Below are 13,909 nucleotides of genomic sequence, written 5' to 3'. Positions count from 1 at the left end.
ACGAAAGACCATCGAACATCGGCGCTTGCAGCACCGCAAGCTCGCCGCATAACATCAACCCCAAGACGAGGCCCGCTCTCCGCTAATCTAAGCCCCGATCTGAGCCAAATGTTCTGACGACGGACAAACGCGCACCTGCGCCGCCTGGCGTCCGAGGGCACCCGCCCGCGACTGCCCTGGGCGCGGCGCCTGCGGGGCTATCAGCAGGATCCGCGCCCGGTGCTGGAATTGCTGGAACTGCTGAAGGACGACCCGGTGCCCTATGTGCGGCGTTCAGTGGCGAACAACCTCAACGACATCGCCAAGGACAATCCCGCCCTGACCATCGCGACATGCCGCCGATGGGCGTAGGATGCGCCCGAGGGCCGGGCCTGGATCGTCCGCCACGCGCTGCGCTCGCTGGTCAAGGCCGGCGACCGGGACGCGATCCGCATCCTGGGCGGCGCTGAGAATCCCTCGGCGCGCATCGGCCGCATCGCCATCACGCCGCAGCGTATAGCAATGGGCGACGCCCTGCGCCTGTCCTTCGAGGTCGAAACACCGCGTCACAGCCGCAGCGCCTGCTGATCGACTATGCCGTGCATTTCGTAAAGGCCAACGGCGGCACCCGGCCGAAGGTCTTCAAGCTGCGCGCCCTGACCCTGCAGCCGGGCGAGAAGATCATGCTCTCCGCCACGCTGTCTTTCGCCGCCATGACGACGCGCCGCCACTACCCGGGCCATCACCGCATCGACGCCCTCATCAACGGTGAAGCCCATCCGTTGGGGGGGGGCGAGGTGACGGCGTGAGTCGCGCGCCATCATGGTGCGGGCAAGGCACCGAGACCCCGCGCATGGGCGCCCGGTGTGGTGGCCTTCCACCGGATCCGCATCTGGCGCAGCCGCCGCTATCGCGCATGGTTGCGGGGACGCGGCGTGAAGTGAGGGAATGCGCATGACACGCATCCCTCATGTCGCGCATTGCGACGAACCTTCCAGCTTGCGGGGCGTTGGGTCGGGCGCAATGCCCTGAACAGGAACCCCGCCATGAGGATGATGTCGCCCCTTTGCCTCGCTCTGCTGGTGCTTGCCGGATGTGAAGCCATGTCCGCCCACGACAGGCCGATGGACGAGGTGCCCCGCGAGCAGCGCCTGCCGAATGGCGACCGGCAGTATGGTTTCCAGAACGGCTGCGTCATCGTTCTGGAACCGCAGCGTGCCGTGGTCAAATCGGAAGGAACCGTCTGCGCATTGCACCACCGCGACATCGCGCTGCTTTATGCCTCGGCGGATTGAGGGCTTACTGGGCGTGGGGCTTTCCGGTTGCACCGGGCGCGAAACCACGGCTCGTCCATCGCGACGCAGAGAGGTGACCATGGCACAGAACATCTACGACAATCCCGATTTCTTCGCCGGTTACAGCCAACTGCCCCGGCAGGTGCGTGGGCTGGACGGCGCGCCCGAATGGTCCGCCATCCGCGCCATGCTGCCGGATGTGGCCGGCCGCCGCGTGGCCGATCTGGGCTGTGGTTTCGGCTGGGCCTCGCGCTGGTTTCGCGAACAGGGCGCGGCGTCCGTCACGGGATACGATCTGTCGCGGAACATGATCGCCCGTGCGCGGGCGGATACCTCGGATCCGGCCATCGACTACCGCATCGCCGATTTGGACAGGCTCGAGCTGCCCGAAGCGGCGTTCGATCTGGTCTACAGCGCGCTGACCTTCCACTATGTCGCGGATTTCGACCGGCTGATGCGCATGATCCATCGGGCGTTGGCGCCGGGCGGCGATCTGGTCTTCACCATCGAGCATCCGATCTTCATGGCGGCCGCGCATCCGCATTGGGTCCTTGACGAGGACGGCCGCAAGACCTGGCCGGTCAATGGCTATTCCATCGAGGGCGAGCGGCGCACCGACTGGTTCGCCAGGGGCGTGCTGAAGCATCACCGGACGCTGGCCACGACGCTAAACACGCTGATCGGCGCAGGCTTCGCACTGCGCCGGGTCGAGGAATTCGCGCCAACCCCGCAACAGATCGACGCCATGCCTGCACTGGCCGAGGAACTGGAGCGGCCAATGATGCTGCTGATCGCCGCGCGACGAGCGTGATCGCGGCGGGGAAGGGGCCTGCGCCGCCGGTCACCGATCCAGTTCCGCCGCCGCCAGCTCGGCGACATGCAGATCAACCTTTGCCAAAGGATCGCCGTCCTCCAGAAACCACGCCGCCGACAGGCCGGTCCATGCCAGGATCCATTGCAGCAGGCTTCGCCGGTTCAGCCCCGCCGCCTTGCCAACCACATCCAGGCGGCGGGCGAAACGGCCTGGCTCGGTGGCGACCGGCTGGCTGGGATCGCTCAGGTCCGGGTTGGTGAAGATATTGGCGAAATCGAAGCCGCGCTCGCCGATCAGCCCATGAGGATCGATGGCACGCCAGCCGCGCGGCCCGAAATCCAGCACATTGCCATGGTGCAGATCGCCATGCAGCACGACGCGATCACGAGGCTCGGCCAGCAGCGCGTGGGCGGTTTCCGCGCAGCGCGGAAGGATGCCGCCATGTTTCGCGGCTGCCGGTTCGAGATCGCGGAACCAGAGCGTCAAAGGGACCAGATCGGGAAGGGCGCCGTGCCGGGCGGCGTGAAGCTTCGCGGCGGTGGCGCAGAGGATGCGGCAGGCCGCATCGTCGCGCCCGTCGCGCGCCATATCGGCCAGAGACCGCGAACCCGTGGCGCGTTCCATCAGCAGGGCGCCCTTGTCCCGCGCGAAGACCTGCGCCGCGCCGTCTCCGTTCCACCATGCCATCAGCCTGGCGCCGCGCTGCTGGTCCTCCTGCTGGGACAGCTTCAGCATGGCAGGCCCGCCGCGCCAGAGCGCGGGAAACAGGGTGGCGGTCGGCGTGGTGATCGGGTCTCCGTCAGCGATCAGTCCCCAGCGGCGCGAGTAGGGCTCGAACATGGGCATTCTCCAGGGGGAAGGGAATGCTGGCAACGCCGCGGCTCCGAAGCCAGGCGGATGCACGACATGGGAACCGGTTCCTGTCCCAGGAACCCCGTCAGTTCTTGCCGCAGCATTGCTTGTACTTGCGTCCCGAGCCGCAGGGGCAGGGATCGTTCCGGCCCGTACGCCTGCCCCGGGTGGGGGCGTAAGGGAGGCTGCCCGGTTCGAGGACGACCCCCGGGCGCGAGACGAGCAGGATCGCAGCGACGCAATTGGGGATCAGATCCGGGGCATCCAGATCGATCTCGTCGATTTCCTCGTCGGTGAAGGTGCTGGTCCCTTCGTTGATGTCCTGCAGGGCCATCAGGAAGATCAGGGCCGAGCGTGTCTCGTCGTCGGCCCGTTCGAGCACCGCCTGCCAGGCCTCGGGGCGCAGGCGCATGGCGCGGGTGAAACCATCGACCCAGGGCTCCCAGAGCGTTTCGTCGCTGTTCGGATCCACCTCGTAGATCGGTTCGAGCCATGGGCGTCGCGCGATCTCCGCGGCGACGGCATTGTAATGCGCCATCACCGCCGAGATCGTCGCCTCCGCCGTTGCCAGGTCGGGGAACCGGGCATCGCCGGTTTCGCCCCAGACATGGGGAAGCCATTCAGAGGGCGGAATGAGATCGGGGCAGGACAGGATGCCGGTCACATAGCCGTCGAGCTCGCTCAGGCTCATCGGGTAGTTTTCCCGAGGCAGAGCCCACAGAAGTTCGTGAAGGTGATCGAGATCGCGATCCGATCTGCCCATGGCGCTCCTCCCTCGTCCTGAAGGTTTGCCTATCCGTCCCAAGGTCGAATCGCAATGCGGCCATGGGCCACGCGTCGCCCGGTTCCGGAATGGATGAGCCCGCCCGAGGGGGGCGGGCGCGCTTTGTCATGTGGCCCGGATGTTTTCCAGCCAATGCCTGTGCAGCCCTTCGACCTCGCCGCTGGTCAGCAAGGGCATGGCGTCGTGCAACTGCTCGTCGGACCAGTCCCACCACCGCATCTCCAGCAACAGCCCGATCAGTTGGTCGTCGAAACGCTTGCGGATCACCTTGGCCGGATTGCCGCCGACGATCGCATAGGGTTCCACGTCGCGCGTCACCAGCGCACGGGTGCCGATCACCGCGCCGTCGCCGATCCGGATGCCGGGCATGATGACCGCCTCCGAGCCGATCCAGACATCACTGCCGACCACGGTGTCGCCGGCGGGTCGATAGCCGTTCGCGGCGCCCTCGAACGCCGCGACTTCGGACATCCAGTAGAAGGGGAAGGTGCTGATCCAGTCGTTCCGGTGCCCCTGGTTGCCCGCCATGATGAAACCCGCGCCCGAGCCGATCGAACAGAAACTGCCGTTGATCAGCCGGTCCGCGCCCTCGTTCGGCAGCAGGTATCGGGCGCAATCGTCGAAGCCGTAGCCGTGGTAATAGCCGGAATAATAGCTGTAGCGGACGACCACGATGTTGGGATGGGTGACCTGCCGGTCGAGGGTGATGCCCCGGAACGGGCTTTCGAAATAACTGTCCATGTGACGCTCTCTGAATGGATCCTGTCATGCCCGCTTGCGCAAGCAGAAGCCGCGCGAGACCTGCCAGCCCCGCGCCCATGCCCCGGCATCCTGCTCGGGGCGTCATTCAGATCATTCGTCGCGCTGCTTTCATCGCGTTCCCGTCCTCTGGCATGGAGCTTGATGATGGAACGCAGGTCGAGGGTCAAGCTGCCGTGGCGGTTGCGACCATCCCCCGGCCTATGCCAAGCTGACTCATCCTCCAGCCCTTGCCCGGCAGACCCATGACCGAGATCGCACCGCAACCCCGGATCAAGCTGTCGAAGCTGCGCGATATCGGCTGGTCGCTCTGGGACCCCATCGGGCTGCTGGACCCGGAAAGCCCGGCGGGCAGATGGGACGACGAAGCCAACCTGTCCTTCGCGGACGAATATGACAGCTATCTGATCGCGGCGGCGTCCCAGCTGCGCCGGGGAGCGCCGCGCGACGAGGTCGTCGCCTTCCTGGTCGAGATCGAGACCGAACATATGGGAATGGGCGACAACCAGAGCGCCCGGCCGAGGGCGGAAGCGGTCGTGGATGATGTCTCTGGAACATGAGGAGGAGTTGCCGATGTCAGTCTCGATCAGGTGCCTGAGCGGATCCGACGTTTCTGTCTTGCGGCAGATGAACGCTCTGTTCGGGGATGCCTTCGATGATCCCGATACCTACCTGGGAGAGCCCCCGGACGACGCCTATCTGAGCGGTCTCCTGGCAGGGGATCGTCTCATCGCGCTGGCGGCCACGGACGGCGCCGCCGTTGTTGGCGGCCTGATCGCCTACGAGCTTGAGAAATTCGAGCGGGCGCGTTCGGAAATCTACATCTACGATCTCGCTGTCGCCGAGACCCACCGGCGCCAGGGCATAGCCACCGCGCTCATCGGTGCCTTGCAACGGATCGCGGTCGATCGGGGCGCCTGGGTGGTTTACGTTCAGGCCGACTACGGGGATGAACCGGCCATTGCCCTCTATACCGGGCTCGGAAAGCGCGAGGACGTCCTGCATTTCGACATTCCGGTCGATGCGGGATAGTTGACGGACCTCATGAGCGCGTGGGCTGGCGGCTTGTCGCCGGCCATTGGCCATTTCCGGCATCTATCCGCATCATCTGTACGGTCTTCCGCCTCCTCGCTTGACCCATCGCCGTGTCATGGAAATGCTGTTTTTGCAGCAACGTCGTAGTGAACCTTGGTCGCAGGCGGAACGTATCAATTTCTGGCAGCCTGTCGTGAACGATCCCTGATCCCTTTGGTCCGGAGGCTTCCATGATCCTGATCCTGCTTGCCGTCATGCTCACCGCCGTCGCCTGCGTCATCGCCTGGTATCTCGCCACCTGGGCGCTGCCGGTGATGGTCGCGGTCGAGACCTTCCGTTTTATCCACGCGATCGAGGCCGGGTTCTTGCTCTCGGTCCTTGCGGCAGGAACCGCCGCGCTGCTGTCGGTGGGGCTGGTGCTTCTGGTGCTGTTCAAGGCGAAGAACCCGATCCTCTGCCTGCTGGCGCGGGCGGTCTTCGTGATCCCGGCGATGATCGCCGGATATGCCGTCGTCCACGGCGTCACCCATGATGCCATCGACTCCGCCATCGCCCTGAAACTGCTCTGCGGCACCGCCGGGCTGGTCACCGGCATCGCGGCGCTGATGAACCTGAACGGGTTCGGAGAACTGGCGTCGCAGGTTTGATACCGGCAGCCAATCCGGCCTCTCACGCCTTGTCGCATTGACCCAAGGTGATCCGCGCCGGGCACGGATCGTGTTTGCCCGGAAGCCGCGCCGGGGTTCGACCGGTGTCAATCGGCAGCCAATCGTGACCCCCTATCGGCATCCAAAAATGACCCCCTTGGAGCGCCCGGGTAGCTGGCCCGATGCGGTGTAGCCCTCACACAGCGCAGCCGTATCGGGCCAGCGGGTTCTCGGTCATTCACGGGTCTTGAAGCGCCAACTCTCGTTGCCGGTTTCGACGATGTCGCAGTGATGGGTCAGGCGGTCGAGCAGCGCAGTGGTCATTTTCGCGTCGCCAAAGACCGAAGGCCATTCTCCGAAGTCGAGATTGGTTGTCACGATGATCGAGGTGCGCTCGTAGAGGCGGCTGATGAGATGGAACAGCAGCTGGCTACCGGTCTGAGCGAAGGGAAGATAGCCGAGCTCGTCAAGGATCAGGAAGTCGAGGCGGCACAGCAGGTCTGCCGTGCGCCCCTGTCGGTCGGCACGGGCTTCGGCATCGAGCTTGTTTACCAGGTCGGTATTTGATCGAGCGCGCCTGCTTCTCACTGATCTCGGCGTTCAGCAGATCGCCGACGATCTGTTGTGGTTCGTGCTGACGCTTCACCGCCGTGGTGATGATCTCATCGTAGGCGGCCTTCATGCCGTAGAGCTTCAGCTGGCTCATCGCGTCCAGCAGCTGTGATCTTTCCATGGTTGGGTCTCCTGAGACTGTCGTAGCGTTTGCAATCGGCGACGGGCTCGCAGGTCAGTCGCAACGCGGCCGGCGTATCGATGGTCAGCGGCGGTGACGGCTCCCGATGCCGGGCCAAGATGTTGATGACGACCGAGGCTGCGGGGACCCTTTCGCTTAGGCTCAGGACCCATTGATTTCAGACCGTTGGCATGATTCAGGCCTTGCAAGGAGACCTGAACGATGAGCAACCTTTACTGGCTGTCCGACGCCCAGATGGAGCGCCTCAAGCCTTTCCTTCCGAAGAGCCATGGCAAGCCCCGCGTCGATGATCGTCGCGTCCTGAGTGGCATAATCTTCATCAATCGCAATGGGTTGCGCTGGCGTGACGCGCCGAAGGAATACGGCCCGGCAAAGACACTCTACAACCGGTGGAAGCGTTGGAGCGACAATGGTGTCTTCGCCCGGATCATGGTGGGCCTGGCCACCGAGAGCGCCGAACACAAGACGATCATGATCGATGCGACCTATCTCAAGGCACACCGCACGGCGTCGAGCCTGCGGGTCAAAAAGGGGGGCGTGAACGTCAGATCGGGCGGACCAAAGGTGGCATGAACACCAAATTGCACGCCGTCGCCGATGCAAAGGGGCGGCCGATCGGGTTCTTCATGTCGGCCGGCCAAGTCAGCGATTACACCGGTGCAGCGGCTCTGCTGGGCAGCCTGCCGAAGGCGGGGTGGCTGCTGGCCGACAGAGGTTATGACGCCGATTGGTTCAGAGCTGCCTTGAAAGACAAGGGGATAAAGGCCTGTATTCCCAGTCGGAAGTCCCGCAAGAAGGCGGTGAAATACGACAAGCGGCGCTACAAACGGCGCAACCGCATCGAGATCATGGTCGGCAGGCTCAAGGATTGGCGGCGCGTTGCCACCCGATACGACCGGTGCCCGGAAACCTTCTTCTCTGCGATCATGCTCGCCGCAACCGTCTTGTTCTGGCTATGATCCAGAACGAGTCCTGAGCCTAGGGGCGGCGGGGAAAGCGGATCCAATAGCGTGTGTTTTGCCGAGCTATGCCGGAAAGCTCTGACGTCAGTCGGCGTCGCGGGTGCTGAGCCCTTCGCGGGGCGTGACCATCGGTTCGACCTTGCGCAGGGCGCTGCGGATTTGCAGCTTGATCAGTTCGATCAGCTCGGCCTCGTGGATCAGCGGCGCACGGCGTGACGAATGGATCAGGTATAGCGTGCGGACCAGACGTCCGCCTTCGATCCGCCGCCCGACCAACTCGCCCCGCTGCAATTCGCCGATCACGCTGCCATAAGGCATGACGCTGACGGCCGATCCCTCGACCACTAGCGATTTCATGATGCCGACCGATGATGCCTCGAAGCGGATTTGCGGCTGGATACCGATTTCGCCCGCCGCGCGCATGACAAGCTGATGCACATGGTCGCGTTCACCCGCCAGCACCAGCGATTGGCCAAGCGCATCGGACAGCGTGATCGGGCCGGTGTCCGACATGTCCGAGGTGACGAACAGCAGTTCCTCCTCGAACAGCGGCTCGCGGGCAAGACCGGGCTGTTCGGGCACTTCATAGGCGAGCGCCAGATGGACCTCGTCACGCACGACCGCGTCGATCAGCACGAAGGACATCTCTTCGACCACGGACAGGGCGACCCCCTCCATGTCGTTGCGGACCCGCACCATCAGGCCCGCGCCGAACAGTTTGCCCAGCCCCGGAGTCAGTCCCAGCGTAATGCTTTCGGCGGCGCTTCCCGCCTGCGCGATCACTTCCTGCTTGATCTTGTCGACTTGCCGGAGCACCTCGCAGGCGCGGTCATACAGGAGCTTTCCGGCATCGGTAGCAGTGACGCCGCGCGAGTGCCGGATCAGCAGCGGCACGCCAAGCTCTTCCTCCAACTGGCGGATTTGCAGGCCCAATGCGGGCTGCGCAACATACAGCTGCTCGGCCGCGCGGGTGATGTTTCCTGCCTCGACCGTCTGGGCGAAATAGCGCAGTTGCCTGAGATTCATGGTGTCCTCCCCGCCGGCACTATGAGGTCAGGCAAGAAGCTCCGCAATCTCCACCGCAGTGCCGCGTTGCGCCGACAGCGACACCGCAAGCGTCGCGGCAAGCGTGCCAAGCGCATCGTCGACGGTCACCAGCGGCGCCTGTTCGCCGCGCAGGACGCGGACGAAATGGGCCATTTGCAGGGTCATCGAATCCTCGGCTACATGATACAGCTTGCGGCGGACAAAGGTGGCGTCGCGTCCGCCATTCGGGCTGTTGGTCCAGGTCTCCAGCGTGGGCACGCCCAGCGATCCTTCGGTGCCGCAGATGACATAGGCGTTTTCAGGCTGCCAGGCGAAGCGCGGATCCTCTTGCGAGGTCATTTCCCAGCACCACGGCGCGACGACATTGTCGGAAATCGTCAGCGTGCCAAGAGCGCCGCTTTCGAAACGCAGCAGCATTGCCGCCGTATCCTCGACCGCGAAGCCGCGTGACGCTGATGAGGTCAGCGCCTGAACCGATGCGATCTCGCCGCAGATGGCGCGCAGGCTGTCGAAATCGTGGATTGCGTTGATCAGCAGGACGCCGCCGCCAAGCGCCGGGTCCATTTTCCACGTCTCGGCGTAATATTCATCGGGCTTGCGGCGCAGCCACATGCCATTGACGGCCAGAACCCGGCCCAGATGCCCGTCGCGCACATGCCGGGCGGCGGTGGCGATGATCGGATTGTGGCGGCGGTGATGGCCGACCAATGCGGGCAGGCCCGTCTCGCGCACCACATCGCGCAGGCGCAGCCCCGCCTCCAGCGTATCGGCCACCGGCTTTTCGATCAGCGGCGCTGCGCCCGCGCGCAGGCAGTCGATGGCGGCCGAGGCATGAAAGGCGTTGGGGGTCGAGATCAGCACACCCTGAGGACGCACCGCAGCCAGCATGTCCTGATGATCGGCAAAGGTCGCGATGCCCTTCGCGGCCAGTGCCTCACGCGTGGCGGGGTTGAATTCGGCCACGCCGACGATTTCGACATCGGGATTGTCCATCGCCACGCGGATATGGTGCCGACCCATGATGCCGGCACCAATAAAGCCCATGCGCACCATCGCTTACGCCTTTCCGAACGGCGGTTTCAGGATGTTGTTCATCGCCTCGATGGCGTTCAGATAGCCCGCCGCGCCGAAACCGAAGATCACCCCCGTGGCCACCGGGCGCACATGGGACAGATGCCGGAATTGCCGGTCGGCATAGCGATACGAGTTGTTGAAATGCAGTTCGATGATCGGAACCGTCAGGATGCGCAGCGCGTCCGCAATGGCAATCGAGGTGTGGGTATAGGCGCCGGGATTGATGATGACCCCGGCGATATCGCCATGCGCCTGCTGGATCCACGTCACCAGCTCACCTTCGTAATTCGACTGGCGGAAGTCGATCTCCATCCCCAGCGGCCCGGCCTTGGCGCGGACGGCGGCTTCGATATCGGCAAGGGTGGTCCGGCCGTAAAGCTCGGGTTCGCGCACCCCCAGCATGTTCAGGTTCGGGCCGTTCAGGCACAGGATCTTGGGCTGGGTCATGTGAACTCTCCTCTTTGCGCATGGTGATAGAGGGGGCGGTGAAACGTGGTCCAGACGTGATTGGCTTGGCCTGACATATGATTTTCGTTTCGCCCAAGGGATTTCATCTGGCAGCGCAAGCCAATCGCTATTTGCAGTACCCTTCCCCCTGCGCGAAGCTGCCCGCCAAAGGGAAAAGGGGAGGATGCCATGACCACCATCACCAGACGGCGCCTGATCGGCACTGCGGCGGCGGGGTTCGCCATGCTGGCCGCGCCAAGGATTGTTTTTGCTGCCGACTGGCCCCAGCGGCCCGTCACTATCGTTCTGGGCTTTCCGCCGGGCGGCGGGCTTGACAGCTTTGTCCGCGTGCTTGAGCCCTATCTGGCCGAAAAACTGGGCACGCGCGTTCTGATCGAGAACCGTGCAGGGGCCAGCGGCAATATCGCCACGCAGAACGTCATCGGCGCAAAGCCCGATGGTTACACCATTCTTTTCAGCACCTGTTCGGCGATGGCGGGGGCTGAATTTTCGACGCCTGATCTGGCCTTTGATCCCATCGAAGATCTCTCGCATATCACGCTGGCGACCCAATCGAGCTATGTTCTGATCGCCAGCAAGGAATTGCCCGCTAACAGTTGGGAAGAATTCGTCGCATTGGCCAAAGCCGAGCCGGGCAAGCTGGTTCATGCCTGCGTCGGCGTGGGGTCGGTAAACCACCTGTTGGGCGAGCTTCTGTCGATGCGGGCGGGGATCGAGCTTAACACCGTGCAATACAAGGGCGGCGGTCCGGCGATTACCGATCTTCTTGCCAATCAGGCGCAGGCCGCCTTCATTTCGGTCGGGCAGGCGCAAAGCTATATCGCCAACGGGCAGATCAAGGCACTTCTGGATTGCGCCCCGGAACGGTCGGCGCAATTGCCTGACGTGCCCGCCTCGGCCGAGTTTGATCTGCAGGATGTGGACCGGATGTCGTTCTGGATCGGCGCCTCGGCGCCCAAGGACACGCCGCCCGAGATCGCCCAGCGGATTCAGCAGGCCATCGCCGAATGCTTCCAGACGCCCGAACTGACCGAGCGGATGGCGGGCATGGGGCTGATGCCGGTCGGATCGACGTCCGAAGATTTCGTCGCCAAGTTGCGTGCCGATCACGACCTTTATGGCAGCATCGTCACCGAAAGCGGCATGAAGATATGATCTGCGTTTCGCACATGACGGCGCTCGACGCCGAGCCCGAGCGTATGGTCGAGGCCGCTGCCCGCGCGGGCTTCGAAGGGGTGGGCCTGCGCATTTTTCCACCGCGCCACGCGCCCGATCAGTATCCGGTCACGGGCGACCCTGCCCGGACACGCGCTTTGCGAAAGCGGGCTGACGATGCCGGGATCCGCATCTTTGAGGGTGAATCCTTTGGGATCGGCCCCGATTTTCACCCGGAGTCCTATCTGCGCGCTTTGGACACGGCGCGGCTCTTGGGGGCAGGGGTGATCGTGTCAGCCGGGATCGACGACGATCTGTCGCGTTTGGCCGACCGTTATCGTTGGCTTGCCGAGCGCGCGGCTGATCATGGTATCGCGCTGGCGATGGAGTTCATGCCTTATCGCGGGATGAAGACGCTGGCGCAGGCACTTGAGGTTCATGCTGTCGTAGATCATCCCAACGCCCGGCTGCTGATCGACGCCGTGCATCTCAGTCGCAGCGGGGCAGATGTTGCCGATCTGGCGGCGATCCCGGACAGGCGCATCATCGGCCATTTCCATATCTGCGACGCTTTGGCGACGCCGCCCGCCACGCTGGAGGAAAAGCTGGCCGAAAGCCGCGAGGGGCGGCTTTATCCCGGCGAGGGTGGCCTGCCTCTGCGCGAGATGCTGGCGCTGCTGCCCGATGACTGCTCAATTTCACTGGAAGCACCGCATCGCGACCAGCAGGGTTGGAGCGTTGAGGACCGGCTGATGGCTGCGGGTCGCGCCACACTGGGTTTCCTGTCCCCTGAATGGGTGGCGCAATAGGTGGTAAGCGGCCTGCCCCTGCTACTTACCGCCTTTCTGACGCAGGTGATCGTGCCGCTGGCGCGGATCGCCACCAGCTATCGTGGCACGCAGGCGGGTCTGTCCGCATCCGAAGTGCTGCTGCTGTCATCGGCCTTTGCGCTGCTTCCTGCGTTTCTGGCGGTCGGTATGGGGCGGGCGAATGACCGGCGCGGGGCCGGTCGCTCGGTCGTGCTGGGCGCCGCGCTGATGGTGGTTGCCTGCGCGCTGCTGGCCCTGCCGGGGCAATGGCTGGTGCTTCTGACCTCATCAGTGCTGTTGGGGCTGGGTCAGACTTTTCAGATTACGGCGATGCAAGCCGAAATCGGGGCGATCCGCGACGTGCCGCATCGTGAACGCATGATCGCGCGCCTGATGCTGTGGCAGGCGGTGGGGCAGGTGGCCGCGCCGCTGCTGCTGAGCCTTGTGGCCCTGTGGGGGGAAAGCCTGCAAATGGGCCTTGCGCTGGCTGTCATTGGACTGTCGGCCGTCGGGCTTGCCGCCAGCATGGCGGTGATGCGCGGGGCCGCCAAGGCAGCGCCGCCCGCCCTGCATGTGCCCTTGGCGCATATCCTGTCGGTCAGGGGGCTGCCTTGGGTCATCGCGGGGGGCAGTCTTTGCGTAGCTGTGCAGGATCTGACTATGATCTATCTGCCCGTGGTGGGCGAGGGTCGAGGCATCCCGCCTGCGACCATCGGACTTGTGTTGATGTTGTTCGCGCTGGCGCAGGTGGCATCGCGCGGCGTTTACGCGTGGGCCGCGCGGCTGGCCGGGCCGTCGTGGCTGCTGTGGTGTTCGGTGCTGGGCACGGGGCTGGCGACGGCCGCGCTGGCGCTGCCCTTCGGCGCGGGTGGGATCGGCGCGATGCTGATCGTCTCGGGGCTTTGCCTTGGCTTTGCGATCACCTCGTCGGTGTCGCTGACGATGCGCATGGCGCCCTGCAGGGCGCGGGCGACCAGCCTTGGCCTGCGTCTAGCAATCAACCGTGTCGGTCAGTTCTCGATCCCGCTGGCAGCGGGGGCGATTGCTGCCGCACAGGCGGGCGCGGTGTTCGCGCTGCTGGGGCTGGCGCTGGCGGCCACAGGGCTTGCCGGGTTCGTCCGCGCGCGCTGATCCGCTTTGGCCTGTCATCTGCAACCAGTTTTGGACCGCCGTGCGGCCCGCCATTAGGTTGCCGGAAACCGGGGAGGAAACATGGCCATCGTTCTTGTCCTGAACGGGACCAATCTGAATATGCTGGGGATCCGCAATCCCGGCCTCTATGGCGGCGCGCGCCTTGCCGATATCGAGCGCGTCATGCGCGTCCGTGCCGATGCCCTTGGCGTCACGCTGTGTCCCCCGTCAGCGCCCATGGCACAGATTTGAGGTTGTGATTTAAGGAGGATTTGGGCTTCGTCGTAGTGACGAAGGAACGAAGATGAAGCCCAAATCCTCCAATACAAAATTGCCGGCCAAGT

The 13,909-nt window shown here is 64.4% G+C and carries 18 protein-coding genes and 2 pseudogenes; 12 read left to right on the top strand and 8 right to left on the bottom strand.

Going from position 1 to position 13,909, the window contains the following annotated elements:
• Nucleotides 1-219: 219 nt before the first annotated feature.
• The 4 genes from C9E82_RS25355 (at nucleotide 220) to C9E82_RS22615 (ending at nucleotide 2,085) form a co-directional block, all read left to right on the top strand.
• Nucleotides 220-351: a hypothetical protein gene (locus C9E82_RS25355; RefSeq protein ID WP_276312135.1), complete on the top strand. Its 132-nt coding sequence runs from the start codon at nucleotides 220-222 to the stop codon at nucleotides 349-351.
• A 227-nt stretch (nucleotides 352-578) separates the two neighbouring features.
• Nucleotides 579-788, top strand: a complete 210-nt coding sequence (locus C9E82_RS22620) for a hypothetical protein (RefSeq protein WP_119900579.1) — start codon at nucleotides 579-581, stop codon at nucleotides 786-788.
• 237 nt (nucleotides 789-1,025) lie between these two features.
• A complete protein-coding gene (locus C9E82_RS24270) occupies nucleotides 1,026-1,274 on the top strand; it encodes a hypothetical protein (protein WP_119900578.1) in 249 nt (82 codons plus the stop codon).
• Between the two features lie 79 nt (nucleotides 1,275-1,353).
• Nucleotides 1,354-2,085, top strand: a complete 732-nt coding sequence (locus C9E82_RS22615; RefSeq protein WP_119900577.1) for a class I SAM-dependent methyltransferase — start codon at nucleotides 1,354-1,356, stop codon at nucleotides 2,083-2,085.
• A 30-nt stretch (nucleotides 2,086-2,115) separates the two neighbouring features.
• Here C9E82_RS22615 and C9E82_RS22610 read toward each other — a convergent pair whose 3' ends face one another.
• The 3 genes from C9E82_RS22610 to catB form a co-directional block, all read right to left on the bottom strand.
• Nucleotides 2,116-2,928 carry an aminoglycoside phosphotransferase family protein gene (locus tag C9E82_RS22610; RefSeq protein WP_119900576.1) on the bottom strand — a complete coding sequence of 271 codons (813 nt, stop codon included), beginning with the start codon at nucleotides 2,926-2,928 and terminating at the stop codon, nucleotides 2,116-2,118.
• A 97-nt stretch (nucleotides 2,929-3,025) separates the two neighbouring features.
• Nucleotides 3,026-3,703, bottom strand: a complete 678-nt coding sequence (locus C9E82_RS22605) for a UPF0149 family protein (RefSeq protein WP_119900575.1) — start codon at nucleotides 3,701-3,703, stop codon at nucleotides 3,026-3,028.
• A 126-nt stretch (nucleotides 3,704-3,829) separates the two neighbouring features.
• Complete coding sequence (gene catB, locus C9E82_RS22600) at nucleotides 3,830-4,465, bottom strand: type B chloramphenicol O-acetyltransferase (RefSeq protein ID WP_119900574.1); 636 nt, start codon at nucleotides 4,463-4,465, stop codon at nucleotides 3,830-3,832.
• Nucleotides 4,466-4,728: 263 nt separating this feature from the next.
• Between catB and C9E82_RS22595 the strand changes: the two genes are divergently transcribed.
• The 3 genes from C9E82_RS22595 (at nucleotide 4,729) to C9E82_RS22585 (ending at nucleotide 6,165) form a co-directional block, all read left to right on the top strand.
• Complete coding sequence (locus tag C9E82_RS22595) at nucleotides 4,729-5,043, top strand: hypothetical protein (RefSeq protein ID WP_119900573.1); 315 nt, start codon at nucleotides 4,729-4,731, stop codon at nucleotides 5,041-5,043.
• A gap of 13 nt (nucleotides 5,044-5,056) precedes the next feature.
• Nucleotides 5,057-5,515, top strand: coding sequence for an AAC(3)-I family aminoglycoside N-acetyltransferase (locus C9E82_RS22590; RefSeq protein WP_119900572.1), 459 nt, complete (start codon nucleotides 5,057-5,059; stop codon nucleotides 5,513-5,515).
• Nucleotides 5,516-5,748: 233 nt separating this feature from the next.
• A complete protein-coding gene (locus tag C9E82_RS22585) occupies nucleotides 5,749-6,165 on the top strand; it encodes a hypothetical protein (protein ID WP_119900571.1) in 417 nt (138 codons plus the stop codon).
• A 234-nt stretch (nucleotides 6,166-6,399) separates the two neighbouring features.
• Here the strand turns inward: C9E82_RS22585 and C9E82_RS22580 are convergent.
• Together C9E82_RS22580 and C9E82_RS22575 are read right to left on the bottom strand one after the other, a co-directional pair.
• Nucleotides 6,400-6,898 (bottom strand): annotated as a pseudogene (locus C9E82_RS22580) (ATP-binding protein).
• Nucleotides 6,828-7,061 (bottom strand): annotated as a pseudogene (locus tag C9E82_RS22575) (IS21 family transposase); the annotation flags it as partial. The pseudogenes C9E82_RS22575 and C9E82_RS22580, both read right to left, overlap by 71 nt.
• Before the next feature lie 59 nt (nucleotides 7,062-7,120).
• On the opposite strand from C9E82_RS22575, the gene C9E82_RS22570 reads away from it, so the two are divergent.
• Nucleotides 7,121-7,878 (top strand): IS5 family transposase gene (locus C9E82_RS22570; RefSeq protein WP_119900570.1). Its coding sequence is split into 2 segments (ribosomal slippage): nucleotides 7,121-7,445 and nucleotides 7,445-7,878, totalling 759 coding nucleotides; the frame shifts between segments, so codons are not numbered across the junction.
• Nucleotides 7,879-7,965: 87 nt separating this feature from the next.
• On the opposite strand, the gene C9E82_RS22565 is transcribed toward C9E82_RS22570, so the two are convergent.
• The 3 genes from C9E82_RS22565 to C9E82_RS22555 are packed head-to-tail and all read right to left on the bottom strand — an operon-like array spanning nucleotide 7,966 to nucleotide 10,449.
• Nucleotides 7,966-8,907 carry a LysR family transcriptional regulator gene (locus C9E82_RS22565; protein ID WP_119900569.1) on the bottom strand — a complete coding sequence of 314 codons (942 nt, stop codon included), beginning with the start codon at nucleotides 8,905-8,907 and terminating at the stop codon, nucleotides 7,966-7,968.
• A 27-nt stretch (nucleotides 8,908-8,934) separates the two neighbouring features.
• The gene (locus C9E82_RS22560; RefSeq protein ID WP_170162163.1) at nucleotides 8,935-9,972 is read right to left on the bottom strand and encodes a Gfo/Idh/MocA family protein; all 1,038 of its coding nucleotides are present in this window, start codon (nucleotides 9,970-9,972) and stop codon (nucleotides 8,935-8,937) included.
• Nucleotides 9,973-9,984: 12 nt separating this feature from the next.
• Complete coding sequence (locus tag C9E82_RS22555; RefSeq protein ID WP_119900567.1) at nucleotides 9,985-10,449, bottom strand: type II 3-dehydroquinate dehydratase; 465 nt, start codon at nucleotides 10,447-10,449, stop codon at nucleotides 9,985-9,987.
• A 189-nt stretch (nucleotides 10,450-10,638) separates the two neighbouring features.
• Here C9E82_RS22555 and C9E82_RS22550 point away from each other — a divergent pair, with 189 nt between their 5' ends.
• The 4 genes from C9E82_RS22550 to C9E82_RS22535 all read left to right on the top strand — a co-directional run bounded on the left by C9E82_RS22550 (nucleotide 10,639) and on the right by C9E82_RS22535 (nucleotide 13,817).
• Nucleotides 10,639-11,625, top strand: coding sequence for a Bug family tripartite tricarboxylate transporter substrate binding protein (locus tag C9E82_RS22550; protein ID WP_119900566.1), 987 nt, complete (start codon nucleotides 10,639-10,641; stop codon nucleotides 11,623-11,625).
• 14 nt (nucleotides 11,626-11,639) lie between these two features.
• Nucleotides 11,640-12,434: a sugar phosphate isomerase/epimerase family protein gene (locus C9E82_RS22545; RefSeq protein ID WP_170162162.1), complete on the top strand. Its 795-nt coding sequence runs from the start codon at nucleotides 11,640-11,642 to the stop codon at nucleotides 12,432-12,434.
• Nucleotides 12,435-13,565 carry an MFS transporter gene (locus C9E82_RS22540; RefSeq protein WP_119900564.1) on the top strand — a complete coding sequence of 377 codons (1,131 nt, stop codon included), beginning with the start codon at nucleotides 12,435-12,437 and terminating at the stop codon, nucleotides 13,563-13,565.
• Nucleotides 13,566-13,646: 81 nt separating this feature from the next.
• Nucleotides 13,647-13,817 (top strand): type II 3-dehydroquinate dehydratase, encoded by a 171-nt coding sequence (locus C9E82_RS22535; protein WP_119900563.1) that lies wholly within the window; start codon nucleotides 13,647-13,649, stop codon nucleotides 13,815-13,817.
• Nucleotides 13,818-13,909 lie beyond the last annotated feature (92 nt).

The organism is Paracoccus sigandri, assembly GCF_003709565.1.
GTDB classification, from domain to species: Bacteria; Pseudomonadota; Alphaproteobacteria; order Rhodobacterales; family Rhodobacteraceae; genus Paracoccus; species Paracoccus siganidrum.
Note: the sequence above shows the minus strand (reverse complement) of the source record. Positions and strands in the feature narration are given on the sequence as shown.